Source organism: Polyangiaceae bacterium (assembly GCA_015075635.1).
GTDB lineage: Bacteria > Myxococcota_A > Polyangia > Polyangiales > Polyangiaceae > JADJKB01.
This window is the reverse complement of record JABTUA010000002.1, coordinates 639037-660605: the sequence shown is the minus strand read 5'-3', so window position 1 is coordinate 660605 and position 21569 is coordinate 639037. Positions and strand designations below refer to the sequence as shown.

Below are 21569 nucleotides of genomic sequence, written 5' to 3'. Positions count from 1 at the left end.
GCATGCGCGCTCTGAACCAGGGGTGCGCGGGCGAGGGCGTGGGCGAGTGATCTCACAGAGTCCCGAATTCTCACAGAGTCCCGAATTCCAACCTAAACGGAACACGAAGATCGCATAAGACACGATCCGTCAACTTCTGCCGCCCCATCACGACGTGCAGTTTCGCATGATCGCTTTGCTCGGGCTAGCCTCCTTCGTGGTGAAGGAGTTCGAGGAGTATCTTCGCTGCGGACGGCTGGAGCGGGGCGTCTGCATCTGGTCTGCCGCAAATGCGGGTACTCCGAGCTGGTGGCGCTGAGCTGCAAGAGGAGGGGATTCTGCCCCTCCTGCCTCGGTCGTCGGATGGCGGACACCGCCGTCCACTTGGAGCAGAGCGTCCTGCCGCGCGTGCCCATCCGCCACTGGATCTGCTCGTTGCCGTGGGGCCTGCGCGCGCTACTCGGTTACGACCGAAAGCTCTGTTCTGAGGTAATGAGCGCGTTCATGGCGGAGGTGGACCGCTCGCTACGCTGGCGCGCGAAGCGCGAGCTTGGCCTCGCGAGCGTCGCAGACGCACACACCGGCGCGGTGGTCGCGGTGCAGCGCACGGACGCGCGCTCCGGCTCAACGTTCACTGCCACGCTCTGGTGCTCGACGGTGTCTACGTTCACGAAAATGGCGACCCTCGTGCGCCGCTCGAGTTCCGCGAGCTGGTCGCGCCCACGCAGGCCGACATCGCCGAGGTCGCCGCGCGCACCGCCGTTCGGGTCGAGAAGATCCTGCGAGCGCACGGCAAGAGTCTCGAGCCCGAGCTCGCGGACGACACGCCGCCCGAGCTCGCCCTCGACGAGCCCGGCCTTGCTGCGTGCTACGCCGCCGCCGCGCAGGGCCTCTCCGTGAGCGGCGACCGAGCCGGCCAGCCGCCCCTCCGACTCATCGCGTCGCCGGAGCCACCCGCGCACCCTCGCGCCATCGACGTGACCGACCAGCCCGTCGCCGAGGTCCGCGGCATCAACATCCACGCCGCTCAGGTCGTGGACGGCCGGGATCGCCGGAGAGTGGAGCGGCTCTGCGAGTACATCACCCGCCCTCCCGTCCCGCAGGACCGCCTCGAGCGCCGCGCGGACGGCAAGCTCGAGCTCGGCTTCAAGCGGGCGTGGCGGGACGGCACGCGCGCGCTGGTGTTCGAGCCCGCGGACCTCATCCCGCGGCTCGTCGCTGCCGTGCCCCCGCCGCGCTTCCATTTGCTCCGCTACTTCGGCGTGCTCTCGAGCCACTCCGCGCGCCGGCGTTTCGTCGTGCCTCGGCCGCTGGCCGATTCGACGGCGAACAAGCCCGCGCCCGCGTGCGGCGATCAGCTCGAGCTGCTCGGCGACACGGACGACGCGCCGGCGCCGCGCAAGCGGTGGGCCTGGCTCCTCGCCCACGTCTTCGCGGCCGACGTCGAGACCTGCCCGCGCTGCTCCGGACCCATGCGCTGGGCTGAGGTCGCCAACACCCGCGCCCAGATCACCCGCTTGCTAGCGGAGCATGGCCTCGGGCCCAGGGCGCCTCCTGCGACCCGCGTCGGCGCTCGGGTGCCCGAGCAGTTGATGTTGGGGTTCGGGGAGGGGTGAGGCGTCGGGGAGCGTCGCGCCGAAGGCGGAGGTCTGTCCTGCGCAGGGCGCATCGCCGACAATCTCCGCCGAATCACGCCTGCCGGCCGTCCCGCGGGGTTCGCGGGCAGCACTCGACCCGACCATCGACGCCGCGTACCCTTGGACTCGGTGGAATTTGGCAGTTCGTTTGCCCTACGCGCTTCAAGTCGACCGATGGAACCCCTGGGCGGGGCCGTTCCGGACAGGGAACCGACCATGACGCTACTTGCCTACTGGAGGGGGACGAATCAAGCCGTTCGAATCCTCCAGGGGAATCGTGTCGCGGAAGTAGACGAAGTAGAGCACTCCGTTCTGTCTCACCGGCAACACGTAGGGGTCGCCGTCGAACAGGAGATAGTCCCCGGCAATCACACGTTCACGCTCTTTTCTCAACTCTGCCAAAAGGCCAGGCTCCGAAACGAGTAAGCCAGGGTCGTCCTGCTCAAGCTGGTAACCCTGCGGATAGCTCAACGCCGTGGGCGCCAGATCGATGCTCAGTGTCGTCGTCGGTCGCTTCGAGTCGTCCAGGCTGGGCGGGACTGTGATCGCAGCGAACCGCACGGGCGTCTCGACTGCGGTCCCTTTGGGCCAAAGGTCGTCGACCCAAGCTTGCGTCTTCTTGCCCAGCGCAGGGATGATCTGTCCGGGTTGATCGGGCGCGTTGCAGCTGTGCGACCAGTGCAGGAGCGCCCCCTTGCGCCAGAGGAATACGGTTGGTGCATCGCACCATCCGCCGACCTCGTGCCGGTCAGACCAGCTCGAAAGATCCAGGTCGGCGGAAAGCGAGGTGGCTTGTTCGGGGGAGAGCACGCCCGTATGTGTCGCCTGCCACCAGCCTCGCATTTCCTTCGAACCGAAGGTCCAATACCGACACGTGCCGTCGATAACGAGATAGAAGAATCCATTCTGCGTGAGCAGCGGGGTCCCGAGCACCATCTGACCGCCACCCAACACCTGGTAACCGAAACGAAGGTCGGGACTCCCGTCGCACAGCTCGTACGCCGAAGCGTCCACAGCGCTGTCGACGCCCCCACCGCCGGCTGTGCCCCCGGACCCTTCTCCGGTCGTGTCCGAAGTCGATTCTCCGCAGCTCGCGAGCATCATTACGACCAGTGGTGTTGCCCACAGGCGCTGTAGCTCTTCGCGAAACGTGCTCATTTCCGAGTGCCCCTGAAGTTTGACACGATAGTGATTGCCGCGCCTTACGGGCTCGCAGCGCCTTCGGACGAGCAGAATGATCGAAGCTCGGCCTTGCCCCTCGGGTCTGGTGATAGCCCGCTCAGCATGCAGACGGATCCTGAACCGCAGTCCCGATAGCTCCGGCAAGACACACGCGAGGTGTCCAAGCAATGGTCGAGCACGCAGCTCTCGTGGCGCCCGCAGTCCGTGTCGGATGTGCAAGCACCACACACGCCGGCGACGCACGCAAGCGCGAGCCCGCAGAAGTCCTCACAGAGTCCCGAATTCTCACAGAGTCCCGAATTCCAACCTAAACGGAACACGAAGATCGCATAAGACACGATCCGTCAACTTCTGCCGCCCCATCACGACGTGCAGTTTCGCATGATCGCTTTGCTCGGGCTATGGGCGGGCGCACCCAGAGCGCGAGCGCGACCGTGGGCGCCAAGGTCTGGCTCGCCGATCCCGACTACAGCGGCCCCTTCGAGCTCCGGGTGTTCCACGGCACCCTGGGCGGCAAGGTCGAGATCGCCGCCGAGCAGAAGAACCTCTCCGCCGGCCGGCACGTGTTCGAGCTCGACCTCGCAGCCCCCGGCGAGCACTTCTTCTAGGTCGAGGTGCTCGAGCTCGACGTCGACCGCGCGGCTTGGACGGCGCCGATCTGGATCGAGCGCATCTAACGCGCCTGGGCGCCACCGCAGAGGCCCGCCAGCGGCGCCGTGCGGCCAAGGCAGCCGCGATCCAGGCCAGAAGGTCAGTTCCGGAGCGCGGAGGCGTCACTTCGAACGCGCACCCGCCGCCCGGCTGGAGGTCCGTAGAGCGTCGAGGCGTCACGGGCGCGCGCTGTGCCTGACGCTGGGCTGTGCAACGACCACACCGCCGGCTCCGGCTGGCAGCGGTCTTCGTACACGCGCGGCTCGTAGTGGTCCTCGCCCGAGGCGTCCTTCCATTTGAAGGTGAGCGGAAGGGTCGCTTGAGCTCCGTCGTTCGGGGACACGACCTCGAGCGCACCGGTCAGCTCGAAGCTGCCTCATCGTGCCGACGACCTGCTGCACCTGTGGCGTCCTCCCCGCCTCGATCGCGACCGCCGTGAACCAGCCCTCGGTCGAGAACGGCAACCCGTACGGCCGGCCCCAGACCGGTTGCCCCCTCTGCGCCGGCTTCCCGAATCCGGAGCTTTCGGCGGTTTGTTCCAGCGGTCGCTGCCGAGTGAAGGAGACGATCGATCCCTGCGCTCCGAAGGGGCACCCTCGCCAGGCAATGCCCGACCCCGGAGGTATGCCGTGAGCCCCAAGGCAGTGGTCCTCGTCGCGCTCGTCGCCGCGCTCTCGGCGTGTGAGCGGCCCGCGGCCCCAGAGCACCCGGAGGCCTCGAAGGCGCCCAGCGAATCGCCCAGCGCGCCGCCCAAGGCGCGCGCTCTCGCCGATGCGTGCGAGAAGGGGGAAGCCACCAGCTGTCTCGCCCTCGGCGTGGCGTACTCCGACGCCGCGCTGGGGCTTCCGCACGACGAGACGCGCGCCGCAGACTTCTACGAGAGAGCGTGCGACCTGGGAGACATTCGCGGCTGCAACAACCTGGCCGTGATGTTCGAGAAGGGGCAAGGCCGGCCCGTGGACGCGAAGCGCGCGTTCCAGCTGTACACGAAGAACTGCGACGCGAAGCACGCGCTCGCCTGCAAGAACGTCGGACGCTGCCACCGCGACGGGCTCGGTGTGCCCGCCGACGCCGCGAAGGCGAAGGCCGCGTTTCAGAAGGCGGTCGAGCTCTCGAAGGCGGAGTGCGCGCGCGGAGTGGCCGAAGGCTGCTCGAACATCGGGTTCACCTACCGCGCTGGGAACGAGGGCCTCCCCAAGGACGAGACGCGCGCGGTGGAGTACCTCGAGCGCGCGTGCAAGATGGGCTATCGAGCCGTCTGCTCGCGCGTGCATCCACGCTGACGGCTCGCCGGGGAACGTCGTCGCCCGAGGCGTCCAGATCCTCTATCCTCGCCGGATGCTGCGTCGCTCCCGCTTGGCGCTCGCGTTCACGCTGGTCGCGAGCCTCGGGGCCACGGCCCGAGCCGAGCCCAGCTGGTCGCACCTCGGCCCGGTCCTGGATGGGCGGCAGTTCGACGCGGTGCGCGGGCCGAGCGGCAACGTGCACGTGATAGCGAGCGAATACGCCGAGCTCACGGCCGCGGGGGCGGTCGTGCTCACCGAGCCCGAGGGGGACGGGCGCCAGGGCGGGCTCGACTTCCCGCCGGCCATCGCGGTCGGCCCCGACGGCGCCGTGCACATCGTCACGCGGCATGGCGGCTCCTTCGCGGATGGCCACGACATCCGCTATCGGCGGCGCAGCGCCTCGGGGAGCTGGGACGTGGACGTGCTCCTGGGCAGCCCCGTCGCGCGCAACTACGTGGTGGCGGTCACGGCCGTGAGCTCCCTCTCGCTCGCGCTCAGCTCACAGGCCGGCGCGAACGTGTGGGGCGACCTGCACCTGTGGTCCGCGTCGGCCACACCGTCGCAGCTCGGGAGCCTCGCGGATCTCTGGCGCGCGGACGCGGATGCGCGGCTGCGGGCGCACGGCGAGCGCATCGCGCTGGTCGCGGGCAAGCCGGATCCCGACGGCAGCGCGAGCATCGCGTTCGCCGACGGCGGCGGCAACGTGGTGGGAGACTTCGGCGCGAGCGTCGTGACGCATCAGGCCGGCAGCGGCCGGCGCGGCTTTCCGGACGTGTGGTTCGATCAGAACGGCCACGCACACTTCGTGTACGGCGCCGAGCAGCAGCTCTACTACAACCGCTACGACGCGAAGGGAGCGGCGGTGTTCGCCTCCGACGTGCGCGTGTTCGACGGGCTCGGCACCTGGCACCTGTCCACGGGGCTCGGCGCGGTGGCGGCGTCCGACGACGGCGCTACGGTGCTCGCCGTGGCGCTGGTCACGAACGGGTCGCAGGAAGCCAGTGACTCGCAGCTCGTGTGGTCGGCGTCCACCGACGGCGGCGCGACGTGGACCGCACAAGCGACCGTGGGCAAGCAGACGCACGGCGGCGAGGGTCGCGCGCGGCCGCGGCTGGTCGGCCTGGGCAGCGCGTTCATGCTGCTGTTCAACTCGACCGCTGGCCAGAAGCTCGAGGTCTCCCTCGCCAGCGGGTTCGAACCGCCCGGCGCCGACGCAGGCGGAGCAGGCGGCGCGCCCGGCGGGGGCGGTTCCGGCGGGGCCGTCTCGAGCGGCGGCTCACCCGCATCCGGCGGCGCCCCTCAGACCCCCAGCGGCGAGGTCATCGAGGCCGACGACGGCTGCGGGTGCCGGGTCGCCGGCGCGCCAGCGCGGCTCAGCGGGGTCTGGCTGCTGGCGGTCGCGTTCCTTCTCTGCAGGCGCCAACAAAAGCTTTGAATTACAAGTTGTTACACTGACAGGGCCCGATTTCGCTTGCGGGTGTGCTTATGTAGGTGTACTCACCACATCAGGTCACATCCACCCCGGAGTCGAGGACGTCATGAAGATCAACCGTTCGCTCGTTGGGCTCATCGGCATCGGTTCCGCGCTCGCCATGGCGTGCGCCGCGGAGAGCGCAGAGCCCGGCGGCCCGGGGACGCAGACCATCGACGAGGGGGATCTGGTCAAGCCCGAGGACGGCAAGGCCGACGCGAGCCACATGGCCGTCTTCCTCGAGCTCGAGTTCGACGGTGAGGTCCTGGTCTCGAACACCTGGAACACCAAGCGCGCGATCGAAGACCAGCTGCTCTACACCATCGGCCTGCTCAACGGAGAGAGCTCCGTGGGCCGGCTCGACAAGGTCCAGCTCACGAACATCCAGACCGCGCCCGCCGCCGGGGGCAAGACCCTCGTCACCTACCACGCGAAGCTGCCCGTCGCGTGGGGCAAGAAGAACGCGGTGCCGACGACCTACACGCTTCGCCTGCCCAAGGACGGGACGTACGAGGGCTACGAGGCCTTCACGGAGAAGTACAGCCACGACTGCGTGGACTGGGGCGCGCACGACGTGACCGCCGGGAGCATGTGGTACTACTACCGGCCGAAGGCGACGCGCTGCAACCTGGCGGCGGAGGACATCGCGGAGGTGACGGCGGAGGTTCGTCCCTCCGGCACGCAGACCACTGGCAAGTACCCCGAGTACGACAAGGTCTGGCAAGACGACGCGCTCGAGGTCGTGGCCATCTACGGCAAGTACGACGACGGTGCGACCACCAGCAGCGACGCCGGCATCGCTGCCTACAACGAGTTCGTCGCCGCGATGAAGTCACGGCTCGGGAGCCACGGCCTCACCACGACGCCGGAGACCATCCCGTCCAGCCCGGGCGTCGGCGTGCCGGACATCACCTTCGCCGCGACGCTCGCCGACGGCAAGAAGGTCAAGGTCACGGCGCTGCTCGTGGACAACGTGCGCACCGCCGGCGCCACGTTCGACCAGCGCTACGCGGGCCTCACCCCGACCGCGGACTACATCGTCTACAACGGTCACGCGGGCCTCGGCGCCAACGTGCGCGCTCTGGCGCAGAAGGGCGAGTGGAAGGCCGGTCAGTACGCCCTCGTGTTCATGAACGGCTGCGACACCTACGCTTACGTGGACTCGGCGCTCTGGGACGCGCACGCAGCGGTGAACCCGGACGACGCGACCGGCACCAAGTACCTCGACCTGGTCACCAACGCGATGCCCTCGTACTTCAGCAACATGCCGGAGGCGACCATGGCGATCTTCGACGGCCTCTTGAAGCACGCCGAGCCGGCGACCTTCGAGGGGATCTTCAAGAACGTCTCGAGCAGCCAGATCATCCTGGTCAGCGGCGAAGAGGACAACGCGTTCGTCCCCGGCGGCGGCGGCGGTGGTCAGCCGGAGGAGTGGGGCGGCATGAGCGAGTCCAAGAGCGTCGCCAAGAACGCCGAGGAGCGCTTCGAGACCCCGACGCTCGCCGCAGGTCGCTACGTGTTCAAGATGACGGGCAGCGGCGACGCCGACCTCTACGTGCGCGTCGGCTCGGCTCCGACCAAGACGCTCTACGACTGCCGCCCCTACAAGTACGGCAGCAAGGAGAGCTGCGCGGTGGAGATCACGACGCCGGCTCCGGTGCACGTCATGGTGCGCGGCTGGGCCGCCAGCTCGCAGGTCACCTTGACCGGCGCGAAGGAGTGAGCGCCCGCAGCGTGAGCGCCGCGTAGCGCCGGCCTTCCCACCCCTGGACGAGCCGCCGACCCGAGTTGGCGGTTCGTCGCGCGCAGCGGAGCTCGAATATTCCTGCCGCTGTGGAACTGCCCCGACGCCGGGGAGCAACGCGCGCACAAGCACGTACACCAGGGCATGCTGTCCTCTCGGCACCTGGCTCCGTGGCTCGTCGCGCTCCTGGCTCTGCTGACGCTCTTCGGCTGCTCCGCAGACCGTGGCGCCGGCGGGCTGGGCGAGCCCGGAGGGGGCACCGCTCCGGATCTGCGTCCGGCGGAGCGGGTGGTCGCGACCGTGCTCATGGCAGGAGACGAGCTGACCCTGGTCGGGTTGCGCCCGACCCACGACAACGAGCTGCCGCCGCCCCAGGTCCTCGAGCCGTCGCTGCGCTGGGAGCTCACGGACGCCTCGGGCAAGGTCGTGGAGTCGGGGTCGCTGACCGTTCCCGTCGTCACCCTCGCCGAGCTGGACGAAAACGGTAAGCCCGCGCCGGAGACGACGACGGCGGGCGCGGCGCTGTTCGAGCTGGAGCTGCCGAACATCGGCGGCACGCTCACCCTGTCGAACCCCGGGGCGACCGGGACCAGCCCGCAGTCCTGGGGCGGCCTGAAGAAAGCGCTGAAGGTCTTCATCGAGAAGCTGGTGGGGCTCTTCAAGTTCAAGGGCTCGTCGGGGAGCAGCGGGAGCGGCGGCGGTACGAGCGCGGGAGGCGGCACGAGCGCGGGTGGCGCTGGCGCGGGCGGCGGCACGAGCGCGGGTGGCGCTGGCGCGGGTGGCGCTGGCGCGGGTGGCGCCGGCGGCGGGAGCTCGGGGGTCGAGGCCGGACCGCTCGTGCAGATCGTGAAGCCGGCGACGAGCTGCGTCGGAATGACGCTCCTGGTGGTCGCCGAGGGCTACACGGCGAAGGAAGCCGCGAAGTTCGAGGCCGACGCCGAGCAGATCATCGGCGCCATCAGCGCTCACGCCGGATACCAAGAGCACTGGAAGGACGTGGCGATCTACCGGAAGTTCTTCGCGTCGAAGGAGTCCGGGATCTCGGATCCGGGGGCCGGCATCGTGCGCGACACGGCCTTCCGCGTGGAGCACCACCCGGTGGTGCACCGGTCCATCGCGTCCGCAGCCGACGTCTCGCCCGAGGTGACCGCCGAGCTCTCCGCCGCCAAGAACGAGATCAAGGCCGACGCGGTGCTCTACATCGCGAACATCAGCGAGTGGGCGGGAGCAGCTCGCCCCTGGAACCGCGAGGGCTTCGTGGCGGCGCACCCGCAGGCGGGTCTGATCATGTCCCACGAGATCGCGCACGCGCTCTTCGATCTGGCCGACGAATACGACGAGGGCACCTGCGACCCCGCGAGCTCGTTCCAGGGCGCGAACGTGTCCGTGGGACTCGACGCCATCCCCTGGTCGGCTCAGCTCAGCAAAGGAGTCGCGTTGCCGACGACCGGCGGCGACGCGAACACCATCGGGGCCTACGAGGGCGCCATGTACTGCGCCGCGGGCGTGTACCGCCCCCAGCACACCTGCAAGATGCGGGACGCTGCCGTCGGCTTCTGCAAGGTCTGCTTGTCGCTGATCGACGCGCGCTTCAAGGCGCGCACCGCGGCCTGCAACCAAGGCAGCTGCGAGCACAGCGAGTGCGAAGCGGGTGGCGCGCTCACCAAGGCCTGCAGCCCGTGCAGCTCCGCCGTGTGCAGCCAGAAGCCCGAGTGCTGCGACCCCGCCAAGGGTTGGACGGACGAGTGCGTCGAGCTCGCGAAGAACACCGCCGGCGCTTGTCGCGGCGTCTGCTACGACGGCGCTTCCAGCTGCGGGCACAGCGAGTGCGCTGCGGGCGGGAGCCTGCCCGCGAGCTGCAGCAGCTGCGCGAGCTCCGTCTGCGAGAAGGATCCGTTCTGCTGCAGCGGCAAGTGGGACGCCATCTGCGTGACCGAAGCCCAGCGCGATCCCTACTGCTCGTGCCCTGCGGGCGGTTGAAGCGTCAGCTCGTGCGCAGCAGGCCGCGCCGGGTCAAGACGTAGAGGGCGTGCAGCAGCTCGTGCTCCGGCAGGTGCGCCGCGTCGATCAGCTCCCGAGCAGAGGTCGTGCCCTCCACTCGCGACAGCACGAAGGCGAGCTTCGGCGTGAGGTCGCCGAGCGCCGGGCTCTGCGCGCGGCTGAAGGAGTGTTCGACGCCGCCGAGCAGCTGCTCGAACAGCTCGCGGATGGCGACCGCGTGCCGCGAATCCGCCGAGCCCTCTTCGACCCGGCGGGCGGCCTCTTCGGCCAAGGTGCCGGCGGCGCTCGGATCGCCGTCCTCGAGCGCGGCGCGCGCGGCGTCGAGCAGGTAGGCGACGCCGTCCGGATCCGTCAGGTGCTTGGGAGGCGTGCGGATGAAGCCCGAGACCGGCCGCTCCTCCGCCGCCAGCGTGGGGCTGGTCGAGCGCGGCGGGCGCAGGGTCGGGCCGGGCGGCGGCGGCGGCTCGCTCCGGAAACCGATGGCGAGCTGCCTCACCTGGCTCGCCTCGGACAGCGCCCAGGCAAAATCGCTGATCTTCGCGAAGCGGCGCTGGGGATCCTTGGCCATGGCGCGGGCCAGGACCACGTCGACGGCTCGTGGGACTCCCGCGAAGCGATCGCCGAGCGTCGGCGTCGGCGAGCTCACCACGTTCGAGAGCGTCTCCGCCACGCTCGGACCGGTGAAAGGGATCTCGCCGCTCAGCATGCGATACACGATGGACGCGAGCGCGAACTGGTCCGTGCGGTGGTCGATCCCGCGGGCCAGCGCTTGCTCCGGGGCCATGTACGACGGTGTGCCCACGACCTCGAGCTCTCGCGTGTAGCTCCGGCTCTTGCCCGGCTGCTTGCTGATGCCGAAGTCGAGCACCTTCACGAACGAGTCGTGACCCCGCGCTGCGACCAGATAGATGTTGGCGGGCTTGAGATCGCGGTGCACCACACCTTGCTCGTGAGCCGTGGCGAGCGCCGAGGCGATCTGCCAGGCGATGGCCACGGCGCGCTCGATGTCCAAGCGCACCTCGCGCTCGAGTCGCGCGCTCAGCGACTCACCGCCCAGGTACTCGAGCACCAGGTAGGGGTCGCCACTCGGAGCGGTGTCGAAGTCGATGACCTGCACGATGTTGGGGTGGTGCAGCTGACTCACCACCTCGGCTTCGCGATGGAACCTGCCGATGGCCTCGGGGTCCGACTTCGCGTGGTTGGCCAAGACCTTGACCACGAAGCGCCGACCCAGGCGCACGTGCTCGGCGAGGAAGAGCGAGCCCATCCCCCCGGTCTCCAGCGTGCCGACGATGCGATAGGTGCCGCCGAGCACCTCGCCGCTCGCGAACGTCGCGACGGATGCTCGGGCGTGGCCGTGGGCGTCGCGGGCGGACATGCGAAGAATCTCCCAGCAACCGACTAGATATCCCGGGAAGGCAGGCGCCCGCTCCGCGAATCCTGCACGCTCGCGCGTTTGGTCGGAGAGGGTGGGTGCCCGCCCGCCGGCACCCTACCGGACAACTACGGGCCGGCACCTTCGACGACGGGAGCTCCGCGTGCCCGGGTGGTCCGTTGCAGCACAGCCGGCCGGACCGAGCGCCGACGTCGTTGCCGAGAGCGGTTCAGCCCGCGCGCGCGACGCCGTTGCGCCCCGCGCGCTTCGCCCGGTAGAGGGCCTGGTCGGCTGCTTCGACCAGCGAGGCCCAGGCAGCATCGTTGCTGTGCACGGTGGCAACGCCGACGCTGACGGTGACGCGGAGGTCGTTCCCGCGCACCGAGAACGGCAGCCGCTCGACGGTGGCGCGGATCCGCTCGGCGAGGATCAGCCCGTTCCTCGAGGTCGTGTCGCGGCACAACACGATGAACTCGTCGCCACCGAAACGCACGAGGGTGTCCGTGGGTCGCAGCAGGCGTTGAATGCTGGCTGCCACGACCCTCAACACGGCATCGCCGAGCAAGTGCCCGCAAGCGTCGTTGAGCGCCTTGAATTCGTCGATATCGAGCAGGAGCAGCGCGAACGAGCACTTGCGCAGACCCGCGTACACCTGCTCGGCCTCGAGCCGGCGCTCGAAGTCACGGCGATTGTAGGCCCCGCTCGTCGGATCGCGGACAGCCGATTCGTACAACCGTTCTGCGGCTTCCTCTTCCTCTCGGGTGGTGAGGTTGAACCTGAGCACGCGATGCGGGCCGATCTGAACGTGATCGCCGTCCTGCAGGCGGACGGGGGAGTCGATCCGCTTGCCGCCGACCCAGGTGCCCAGGTTCGTGTGCAGGTCTTGAACGTAGACCTGACCTTCCACGCGAAAGAACCTCGCGTGGCGGAGCGAAACGCCGGCGTCGGTCAGACGCACGTCTGCGTCGGTGCCGCGGCCGACTACCAGCTCGCCTTCGCCGAGGCGAACCAACCTGCCTGCATCGTCTCCACTCATCAGCGTGAGGGAGGCGCGGTCCCGCACCGAAGCCGTCGTGCCACGAGCGCCGAGCTCGTCGGTCAGCGTGGGCAATTCGTCCCGGTCGCCCCGCTGTCGCACGGCTTGGTCGGCTGCGGACGGCTGGAGCTGATGACTCATCTCGATCACTTCGGCGAAGTGACTGAGGAGTCGCGAAGTCGCGCCCCCCCGGGTCACGATCGACGTCAGCATGAGACGATCCCGCGCAGGGGGCAAGGGCGCGCGTTGACCCAACCCACTCAGTCGCACGACGCGCGTTCTCGTGACTGCTCCGTTCCGGCGCAAGCGCCAGCGAGGGAGTCACTCGCACATGGTCATCTTTCTCGATCGACCACTGGAGAGCGACGATGAGGTGGCCGCGTGCGTTGCGCCGCTACGGCCGCCTTCGGCCGCCCGGGTCGGGCTGAAGCGCTGGGCCCTCCAGGAAACCCCGCGGGGCGGAAGGGGGAAATCCCTCCGAGGTTCCGACCTCGCGGCCGCTGTGTCAGACTTGCCGGATGGGTGTGCGGGTAGCCTTGCTTTCGGCACTGGTCTTGGTCGTCCACGCCTGCGGTGGGGATGAGTTCTCGGATACCTCCAGCGGCGGCGGCGGTACCGGTGCGGCGACCGGCGGTGGCGGCGCCGGCGGCGCCGGCGGCGCCGGCGGCTCGGGTGGAGCTTCGGGCAGCGGCGGCGTCAGCGGTGGGGGCACGAGCGGCGCTTCGGGTGGCGGTGGCGCGAGCGGCTCGGCGGGCGACGCCAGCACCGGAGGCAGCGCGGGCGACGCGGGCACCGACGCCAGCGGGGACGCCGACGCCGGCCCTCCCGCCATCGCGGTGGTGCAGTCCACGCCCGTGAAGCTCACCATGGCGCCAGCTGCGCAAACCTCCGCCATCACCCTGGCGGCGGCACCGGTGGCCGGAAACGCGATCATCGTCGGCGTCAGCTGCATCAGCGACTTTGGCGTGGTGATCGGCGACGGCGGCGGGGCCCTGGTCAACGGCGACTGCCTGATGCCGCCTGGCTCCGTCAGTGACAATCAAGGCAATACTTACACGCAGGTGGTACAGGGCGCGGCGATCACGTCCAGCCATCAAGCGGCTCGGGGCTACATCTTCATCGCCCAGCCCATCGGCGCCCCTAGTGGGTCGTTCACCATCACGGTCGACCCGGAGGGAACCTCCGCCGGGCAAGGGATCGCTTGGGGTGCCATCGAAGTCGCGGGCCTGAGCGCCCCACCGAGTCTCGACGCCACCGGGTACACTGCGTCGGCGAACGGGACGTCCACGACGGCGGCGACCTTCCAGGTCACGACGCAGGCGAACGAGCTCGCCGTTGCGGTCCTGACGATCCGGCACAACGCCGTTTACGCCGGCATCGTCCCGGACAACACCTGGGTCTCACACCAGATCCACCAGGACTCCCTGACCGGACCGCCGGCGCACTCGATGGTCTCGAAGATACAGACCACGACGGGCACGCCCAGCCACACCTGGGCTCACGCGGCCCCGAGCCGCGGCGCTGCTGGCGTCATCGCGACCTTCAAGGGCGCAGCGGCGAACTGAGGCGTCGGGCCGCGAGCCTGGACTTGTGGTCCTTCAACAGGCCGAGCGCGTCCTCGACGTACTTCCGCGACGAGATCCTGTCGTGAAGGTATTCGTCCAGCAAGCTGCTCCACTTCGCGTGTATCTCGCAGCGTGAGCCCGAGTCCTCGCGAACCAGCGGGCAGTCCCGGCATCGTCGGTCCGCGAGCTGGTCGGCCACCACACGTCGCTGCCACGCGACCCGGTAGCGCTGCGCGTGTTCTTCGATCCACTCCAAGGCTCGCTCTTGACGCTGATCGGCCGGGAACCCGTCCACGTAGCGTTCGATGGAGCGGAGCTGTTCTTGCAGAAACTGCTCGTCCGATACGTCGATGTGCTGGACGTCCAGGACGAAGCGCGCGATGAGCGCGAGCATCGGGTCGTCGACGATGAACATGGCAGGCGGGCTCGGAGCCTAGCGCCCGCGCGCGGCTCGGACAATCTCGCGATTGGTCGCCTCTTCGCGCCACGGACCGGGTGAGGCGGTCGCTCTTCGAAGCGATGTCCTGGAAACTCGCGCCGCAGCGGGGCCCGCCGTCACAGCGGGAAGAAGCTGGAGCCCGCTCCGTCGCTGCGCACCAGGTCCAGCACCAACGAGCTCGGATCGTACTCGCTCGGGTGCAGGGCCCAGCTGAACGACTCGACGCTGAGGGCTTCGGCTGGCTCTTCGGAGTCGAGGCTCGGCGCACAGCTGTCTTCGTACTTCACGCGACCCGAGCTCGGATGTGTGCTGAGCTCGCTGGCGGATGCTTCGAGCGCGCCCTCCTCGAACGCGGTGAACCCCGTGGTGCAGCCGCCGCTGGAGTAGTAGCTCTGGAAACCCTTGGTGTAGCTGCCGTCGGCGCGGAACAAGTAGACCAGCCCGGAGCCGTTCGGTTTGCCCCAAGCTCCGGTGGAGGGGTCGTAGGGCGTGCTCGTGTAGCCGCTGCCGGCGTACCAGCTGCCGACGAGCTCCACCGGGACCGAGCCTGGGGCGGAGGCGCCGCCGCCTCCACCGCCGCCAGGCGACTCCCCCGCGCAGCCCGCGACCAGGATCGTCAGGCCAATTGCTACCGCTCCGCCTACGAGTCTCTCGAGCATCAACCGCTCCTTCGAAGACCAGCTCACCACCGAGCCTGGCGCGCCGGGGCTATTCAAGACGCGTGCCTGGGCAAAATCGCGCACGAAGTCAGCTTTCTGCGCCCGTGTCCGCTCGTGAGGCCCGGACATTCGTCCGCGAGCCGGACGAGTGTCCGCACGGCTGGTCTGCTCTCAGCGCTTCGGCCCGCCTCGCGACGGCGCGCGACGGCCGGAGTAGAACGAGCGGCGTGTTCCAAGACGACGTGCTCTCCGCGCTCAGAGGGTCCAGCCCGGGCCATCCGGTTGGCATCGCCCACGTCCTGAACGTCGTCGACGCGCGGCAGCGCCTGGTCTTGACCTGCGACGAGCTCAATCAGGCGCTCTCGGCGCTGATCGCCGCCGGCGAGGCGCAGGAAGTCGGGACTTTCACCTACGCGGCGGGGCGAGGCTCGCGCCCGTTCACGCCGGTCTCTGCCGAGGCGTTCGAGGCCGCCGTCGCCGAGTACCGCCGCGGCTTCGATGCTGCCGCAGCCTGCGACGACGACGACTCGGGGACGGTCGTCAAGCTCTGCTTCGACAGCCGGAGGCGCGCCCCCAGCGACACCGAATTGGATGACTTCACGGACGCGCTCGAAGCGCAGATCGGCGAGGTGGCAGACGTGCTCGGATTCGAGATGGGTCCTGGGGTCGTCGAGCTCTGCGTCTTGGTGGACGAGGGTGAGTCGGCGGAGTCGGTCGCCGCGGCCTGCGCCCTCGCCGCCGGCGCTTGGAGCGCGGTGGACGGCTACCACGTCGAGATCGTGGACCCGGAGGGCAGGACGCGCAGGTTCCCGTGACATCAGGGTGTGCCGTACCTCGCCAGATAGCGCTTCATGCGGAGCTTCTTCAGGGTGGCGTCCGAGCTCATGTAGCGTACGCAGCCGAAGATTGGCCGCTCCGGCGCCCAGGGCCGATCGTACCGACCCAGGCACCAGAAGATCCCGCTGTACGAGTTGGGATCACGCCCGTCCAGGGCGTACTTGTTGTTGAGCTCGATCAGGGTCGAGAGCGCGTCGCGCGGGCTCGGGCTCCACTCCAGGATCTTCTTGCCCCAGAGCATGCGCAGGTAGTTGTGCATCAAGCCGGTCTGGAGCAGCTCGCGCTGCGCCGCGTTCCACACCGGGTCGTGGGTCTCGGCGCGCTCCAGCTCTTCGCGCGAGTAGATACGCGGGCGCGGATCGCGCGCGTGCTTCTCCAGCGTCGCGCGGGCCCAGCTCGGCAGCGACTCGTACTGGTCGAAGTCCGCGCGGTGCGCGCAAAAGTTGTGGCCCAGCTCACGCCAGGTCACGAGCTCGTCGAGGAACGCCTCAGCCTGGGCGCTTTTGCCCCAGAACCCCTCCTTCTGCCCGGCGCTGCGCGGCGAGAGCGCTTCCGGTGTCCAGCCTTCGCGCTCCACCAGCGCCTGCCAGATCTCGTGGACGCCGACGTGACCGAAGTGCAAGTAGGGCGAGAGCCCGCTCCCGGCGTCCAGGTCGGGGTGCCTGCGCTCTTCGTAGCGCGGCAGCTTGTGGTCGATGAAGTCGGCCAGGCGCGCCGCCGCTGCGTTCGCGCCGCCGCGGAGCCGAAGCGGATCGCCAGACCCGTCGAGGAATGGCCTGCCCCAGCGCTCGGTCACGACCGACGGGAGCGCGGCGAGCTTGGGCAAGCCGCGGGCGGCGCGCAGCGGATCGCGTTCGGGCAGCGCCGCGAGCTCTGCGGGCAGGGCCTTCTGGAGGAAGCGCCGGAAGTCCACCGCGCGGGCGAACGCGCCTTCGGTCGCGCGCACGGGCAGGAGCCCGACGCCGTCCACTGCTTCGAGTCGCACCGGGAGCCTAGCCGCCGCGGCCGCGAGCATCCGAGGCTGGAAGAATCCGGCCTGCTCGTCGCTGACGACCAGCGAGGCTCGCGCGGCGAGCGCCTCGAGCAGGCCCCGGCCGGCGCCGGCCTCGGGCTCGACCCAGGGGTAGTAGGCCACTCCGGCTCGCGCGCAGCGCTCGGCGTTGTCGCGCATGCCGTCGATGACGAAGGCGCTCAGGCGCTCGCTCGCCCAGGGGTACGCCGCGCGGAGCGGCTCGAAGACCAGGAGCGGCACGCCCAGCTCGCGCGCCCGCTCCACGGCTCGGTCGAGCGCGAAGCTCGAGCGTGTGCGCCGCGCGGCAACCATCCAGTAAAGGACGTAGTCGCCGCGCCCGATCGGCGCGTCGTTCAGCGCCCGGACGCGTCGGGCCGGTACGCTCACCACGCCCTCGCGTGGCTCAGGCCCCGTCGATGCGCACGGGCACCGGCTCGGCCGCCGGCGCCCTGGGCCTGAGCAGCGAGAGCACCACGCCGCCGGTCACGAGCGCGGCGATCACCGCCAGCGACACGGCCGTCGGAATGGGCGCGACGCCGGCGAGCAGGAGCTTGATGCCGACGAAGGTCAAGATGATGGCCAGGGCCGGCTTCAAGTAGTGGAACTTGTGCACGATGCCCGCCAAGAGGAAGTACATCGAGCGCAGGCCGAGGATCGCGAAGATGTTCGAGGTGAAGACGATGAACGGATCGCGCGTCACGGCGAAGATGGCCGGCACCGAGTCCACCGCGAAGATCACGTCGGTGACCTCGACCAGCACCAGCACCGCCAAGAGCGGCGTGGCAAGCCACTTGCCACCTTCGCGGACCAGGAACTTGCTGCCGCGGAGCTCCTTGGTGGCGGGCACCAGCCTCTGGAAGGTGCGGTAGACCCAGCTGTCGGCGGGGTTCTGCTCGGCCTCGGTCTTGGCGAAGAAGAGCTTCGCGCCGGTCAGGACGAGCAAGGCGCCGAAGATGTACATCACGAAGTGGAAGCGCGCGAGCAGCGCGGCGCCGGCTCCGATGAAGATTGCGCGCATCACCAGCGCGCCCAGGATGCCCCAGAACAGCACGCGGTGCTGGTAGGCAGCGGGGATGGAGAAGGCCGCGAAGATGACGACGAAGACGAAGATGTTGTCGACGGACAGCGCCTTCTCGATCAAGTAGCCGGTGGTGAACTCCAGCGCCTTGGCGCCGCCGAACAGCGAGTAGAGGCCGACCGCGAAGACTCCCGACATGGCGACCCAGACGGCGCTCCAGATCCCCGCCTCGCGCATCGACACCTCGTGCGGGCGGCGGTGGAAGACGCCGAGGTCGAGCGCCAACATCACCAGCACGAAGACCACGAACCCGAGCCACATCAGCGGGCTGCCGATCGATTGCTGCATCGGCACCGATGTGGGTCAGCGTCGGCCCCGACGCCAATAGATACATTGGGGCCTTCACATAGGTTTTTACAATACTAAGCTCCAGGCCATGGAATGGCTCAACTATCACCACCTGTACTACTTCTGGCTGGCGGCCAAAGAAGGCGGGGTGAGCCGGGCGGCGGAGAAGCTCAGGCTGGCCCAGCCCACCCTCAGCGCCCAGATCCGCGCCCTGGGCGAGAGCCTGGGCGGCGACCTGTTCGAGCGACGCGGCCGCGGGCTGGTGCTGACCGAGCTCGGCACGGTCGTCTACCAGCACGCCGACGAGATCTTCGGCATCGGCCAAGAGCTGCTCGACGCCGTGAAGGGGCGCTCCAGCGGGCGAGTGCAGCGCTTGGTCGTCGGCATCGCCGACGTGCTGCCGAAGCTCGTCGTCTACCGGATGATCGAGCCCGCGTTCCATCTGGAGCACCCGGTGCGCCTGGTGTGTCGCGAAGGACCAGTGGAGCGCCTGGTCGCGGCGCTCGGCAGCCACGAGCTCGATCTGGTGCTCTCCGATTGCCCGCTGTCGCCCAGCTCCGGCACCCGCGCCTTCAACCACCTGCTCGGTGAGAGCGGAACGACCATCTTCGCGGCGCCGCAGCTCGCGGCGAAGATCGGTCGCGGATTCCCCCGCTGCCTCGACGGTGCTCCGTTCGTCATCCCAGGACGGCAAAGCGTGCTGCGCCGTGAGCTCGACGGCTGGCTCGACTCCCACGAGCTTCGTCCCCTGGTGGTCGCGGAGGTGGACGACAGCGCGCTCGCCAAGGTGTTGGGTGAGGCCGGAGTGGGGGCCTTCGTCGGGCCGAGCGCGATGGAGCAAGAGATCTGCGAGCAGTACGCCGTCAGGGTGGTCGGGCGCGTGCCGGCGCTGAAGGAGCGGTACTTCGCCATCAGCCTCGAGCGGCGGATCCGCCACCCGGGGGTGCTCGCGATCTCGTCGGCTGCGCGCGAGCTCCTGTCGGCCTGACGGCGCGCGCGTGACGGCATCCGCCCCTCGCCAGGCTCCGGTCGGAGCTGAGCGCGGGAGTGCATCGGTCATCATAGTAGACATAAATTAGACATGTCCCTTGACACGCGCAATCCGTGCTCCAATAATCTAGACACAATCAAGACATGCCCGCGCAGAACTTCGACATCGCCATCCTCGGCGGCGGCCTCCAAGGCGGCCTGGCAGCCCTTGCCGTCCTCGGGCGAGAGCCGGCAGCTCGGGTCGCGCTGGTCGAGGCGGGACCCCGCCTCGGGGGCAACCACACCTGGTGCTTCCACGCTGGCGACCTCTCGGGCGACGGAGCCGAGCTGGTGGCGCCGCTGGTGGCGGCCCGCTGGGATCGCTACGACGTCTTCTTCCCGAACCGCAGCCGCTCGGTGGACACCGCGTACGCCGCCGTCACCAGCGAGCGCTTCGCGGAGGTGGTGGAGCAGCGCTTCCGCGCGAGCCCGCGCGCGCTGCTCCTCACCCGCTCGCCGGCGGTGGGCATCGACGCGAGGGGCATCGAGCTCGGCGACGGGCGGCGCCTCGAGGCCCAGCTGGTAGTGGACGCGCGGGGCCCCAAGCGGTTCGCGTGCGGCGACCGCGTCGCCTACCAGAAGTTCCTCGGGCTCGAGCTCGAGCTCGACGCGCCGCACGGGCTGACCCACCCCGTCTTGATGGACGCGCGGGTGCCGCAGACCGACGGCTTCCGTTTCTTCTACGTCCTGCCGCTCGACCCGCGGCGCGTGCTGGTCGAGGACACCTATTACTCCGATTCACCCGAGCTGAACGCTCCCGAGCTTCGTGCTCAGGTGCTGGGCTACGCGGCGCGGAGCGGCTTCGCGATCTCGGCGATCGCCCGACAGGAGACCGGCGTGCTGCCCATCCCGGCCCGCTCCATGGGCGCGCCGCGCTCGGAGCTACCCCTGCAGGCGGGCTATGGCGGAGGCTGGTTTCACCCGACTACCGGCTACTCGTTCCCTGCCGCCGTGCGGGTGGCGCTGCACCTCGCGAGCAGCTTCGGCAGGAGCCCGTTCGGACCGGAGTGGCAGCGCCTGTGCCGAGAGCACGGCAAGCAGCAGCGCTTCTTCGCCTTCCTGAATCGGCTGCTCTTCGGCGCGTTTCGGCCGGAGGATCGCTGGAACGTGCTGGAGCGCTTCTACGCGCTGCCCGAGCCGACCATCGCTCGCTTCTACGCCATGAGCACCACCGCGACGGACCGCGCCCGCATCCTGTGCGGCCGGCCGCCCCGCGGTCTGTCCGTACGCCTCGCCTTCGAAACCGGAGCCACAGCATGACGAACACCGCGCTAGTCATCGACCGAAATCCACCCGTCCTCGAGGCGCTCGCAGAGCAGTTCTCGGAAGCGGAGCTCGAACGCGTGCTCGCGCTCGCTGGCGAGAAGCTGCCCTGGGCCGTGTGGGACGAGTCGCTCTACGCTCCCTTGGCGGACTTCTTGTCGCGCCCCGGCAAGGAGTTTCGCGCGCGCCTGGTGGACCTGGCCTGGGAGATGGCCGGACAGCGCGGCGCTCCGCCGCCCGAGCTCAGGCTGGTGGTCGAGGTGCTGCACGCCGGGTCGCTGATCGTGGACGACATCGAGGACGATTCGACCTACCGGCGCGGCGAGCTCGCGTTGCACAAGAAGTGGGGACTGCCGCGGGCGCTGAACGCGGGCTCCTGGCTCTACTTCTGGCCGGACGCCTTGATCGAGCGAATGCAGCTGGCGCCGCCCATCGAGCTCGGGGTGCGGCGGCTGGTGGACCGCACGCTCCTGCGCGCGCACCAGGGCCAGGCTCTGGATCTCTCCACGCGCGTCTTCGACCTGGCCCAGCGCGACGTGCCAAGCGTCGTCAGCGTGACGACGCGCCTCAAGACGGGAGCGCTGATGCAGCTCGGCGCCGAGCTCGGCGCGGTCGCCGCCGGCGCCCCACGCCCCCTGGTCGCGGCGCTCGGCAGCTTCGGGCAGCGGCTCGGCATGGCCCTTCAGATGCTCGACGATCTCGGCGGAATCGTCAGCGAGGCGCGCTGTCACAAAGGCCACGAAGACCTGCTGGGCGGGCGACCCACCTGGCCCTTCGCTTGGGTCGCGCGGGAGCTCGACCCGATGCACTACGCCAAGCTGGTTTTGCTGGCGCGACAGGTTCACCGCCGCGACGCGCACCCGGAGCTCCTCGCCGAGCAGCTGCGCGAGCTGATCGGACGGAGCGGACGCGAGGTGGTGTCGCGCCACCTGGCGCGGGCTTTCGTCGAGTTGGAAGCGGTCGTCGGCCACGTGCCGGCGCTCGCGGACGTGAAGGCAGAGATCGAGTTGCTCGGGAGGAGCTATGGCTGAACGAAT

Annotated in this window: 18 protein-coding genes and 1 pseudogene; 12 read left to right on the top strand and 7 right to left on the bottom strand. The window is 69.4% G+C overall.

Annotated features, from left to right (window positions below):
* Positions 1-114: 114 nt before the first annotated feature.
* Together HS104_19225 and HS104_19220 are read left to right on the top strand one after the other, a co-directional pair.
* Positions 115-414, top strand: a pseudogene (locus HS104_19225) (transposase zinc-binding domain-containing protein).
* Between the two features lie 95 nt (positions 415-509).
* On the top strand, positions 510-1595 hold the full coding sequence (locus HS104_19220) for a transposase (protein ID MBE7482095.1): 1086 nt from the start codon (positions 510-512) through the stop codon (positions 1593-1595).
* Positions 1596-1838: 243 nt separating this feature from the next.
* On the opposite strand, the gene HS104_19215 is transcribed toward HS104_19220, so the two are convergent.
* Complete coding sequence (locus HS104_19215; GenBank protein MBE7482094.1) at positions 1839-2774, bottom strand: hypothetical protein; 936 nt, start codon at positions 2772-2774, stop codon at positions 1839-1841.
* A gap of 425 nt (positions 2775-3199) precedes the next feature.
* Between HS104_19215 and HS104_19210 the strand changes: the two genes are divergently transcribed.
* The 5 genes from HS104_19210 to HS104_19190 all read left to right on the top strand — a co-directional run bounded on the left by HS104_19210 (position 3200) and on the right by HS104_19190 (position 9930).
* Positions 3200-3406: a hypothetical protein gene (locus tag HS104_19210; GenBank protein MBE7482093.1), complete on the top strand. Its 207-nt coding sequence runs from the start codon at positions 3200-3202 to the stop codon at positions 3404-3406.
* 672 nt (positions 3407-4078) lie between these two features.
* The gene (locus HS104_19205; protein MBE7482092.1) at positions 4079-4732 is read left to right on the top strand and encodes a sel1 repeat family protein; all 654 of its coding nucleotides are present in this window, start codon (positions 4079-4081) and stop codon (positions 4730-4732) included.
* Positions 4733-4787: 55 nt separating this feature from the next.
* Positions 4788-6170, top strand: coding sequence for a hypothetical protein (locus tag HS104_19200; protein ID MBE7482091.1), 1383 nt, complete (start codon positions 4788-4790; stop codon positions 6168-6170).
* 103 nt (positions 6171-6273) lie between these two features.
* Positions 6274-7929 (top strand): hypothetical protein, encoded by a 1656-nt coding sequence (locus tag HS104_19195; GenBank protein MBE7482090.1) that lies wholly within the window; start codon positions 6274-6276, stop codon positions 7927-7929.
* A gap of 165 nt (positions 7930-8094) precedes the next feature.
* The gene (locus HS104_19190) at positions 8095-9930 is read left to right on the top strand and encodes a hypothetical protein (protein MBE7482089.1); all 1836 of its coding nucleotides are present in this window, start codon (positions 8095-8097) and stop codon (positions 9928-9930) included.
* 4 nt (positions 9931-9934) lie between these two features.
* Here HS104_19190 and HS104_19185 read toward each other — a convergent pair whose 3' ends face one another.
* Positions 9935-11329, bottom strand: a complete 1395-nt coding sequence (locus tag HS104_19185) for a serine/threonine protein kinase (GenBank protein ID MBE7482088.1) — start codon at positions 11327-11329, stop codon at positions 9935-9937.
* Positions 11330-11555: 226 nt separating this feature from the next.
* Positions 11556-12503: a GGDEF domain-containing protein gene (locus HS104_19180; protein ID MBE7482087.1), complete on the bottom strand. Its 948-nt coding sequence runs from the start codon at positions 12501-12503 to the stop codon at positions 11556-11558.
* 377 nt (positions 12504-12880) lie between these two features.
* Here HS104_19180 and HS104_19175 point away from each other — a divergent pair, with 377 nt between their 5' ends.
* Positions 12881-13927, top strand: coding sequence for a hypothetical protein (locus tag HS104_19175; protein ID MBE7482086.1), 1047 nt, complete (start codon positions 12881-12883; stop codon positions 13925-13927).
* On the opposite strand, the gene HS104_19170 is transcribed toward HS104_19175, so the two are convergent.
* Entirely contained in the window at positions 13905-14342 is a 438-nt protein-coding gene (locus tag HS104_19170; GenBank protein MBE7482085.1) for a hypothetical protein, read from the bottom strand. The genes HS104_19175 and HS104_19170 overlap by 23 nt on opposite strands.
* A 140-nt stretch (positions 14343-14482) precedes the next feature.
* Positions 14483-15025, bottom strand: coding sequence for a hypothetical protein (locus HS104_19165; GenBank protein ID MBE7482084.1), 543 nt, complete (start codon positions 15023-15025; stop codon positions 14483-14485).
* A 227-nt stretch (positions 15026-15252) separates the two neighbouring features.
* On the opposite strand from HS104_19165, the gene HS104_19160 reads away from it, so the two are divergent.
* Positions 15253-15840 (top strand): hypothetical protein, encoded by a 588-nt coding sequence (locus HS104_19160; GenBank protein MBE7482083.1) that lies wholly within the window; start codon positions 15253-15255, stop codon positions 15838-15840.
* 2 nt (positions 15841-15842) lie between these two features.
* On the opposite strand, the gene HS104_19155 is transcribed toward HS104_19160, so the two are convergent.
* The gene (locus HS104_19155; GenBank protein MBE7482082.1) at positions 15843-17264 is read right to left on the bottom strand and encodes a deoxyribodipyrimidine photolyase; all 1422 of its coding nucleotides are present in this window, start codon (positions 17262-17264) and stop codon (positions 15843-15845) included.
* 13 nt (positions 17265-17277) lie between these two features.
* Entirely contained in the window at positions 17278-18240 is a 963-nt protein-coding gene (locus HS104_19150) for a TerC family protein (protein ID MBE7482081.1), read from the bottom strand.
* An 88-nt stretch (positions 18241-18328) separates the two neighbouring features.
* Here HS104_19150 and nhaR point away from each other — a divergent pair, with 88 nt between their 5' ends.
* The 3 genes from nhaR (at position 18329) to HS104_19135 (ending at position 21563) form a co-directional block, all read left to right on the top strand.
* Entirely contained in the window at positions 18329-19228 is a 900-nt protein-coding gene (nhaR, locus tag HS104_19145) for a transcriptional activator NhaR (GenBank protein ID MBE7482080.1), read from the top strand.
* 146 nt (positions 19229-19374) lie between these two features.
* A complete protein-coding gene (gene crtY, locus HS104_19140) occupies positions 19375-20529 on the top strand; it encodes a lycopene beta-cyclase CrtY (GenBank protein MBE7482079.1) in 1155 nt (384 codons plus the stop codon).
* A complete protein-coding gene (locus HS104_19135) occupies positions 20526-21563 on the top strand; it encodes a polyprenyl synthetase family protein (GenBank protein ID MBE7482078.1) in 1038 nt (345 codons plus the stop codon). The genes crtY and HS104_19135 overlap by 4 nt, the downstream gene beginning before the upstream one ends.
* The last annotated feature ends 6 nt before the right edge of the window (positions 21564-21569 follow it).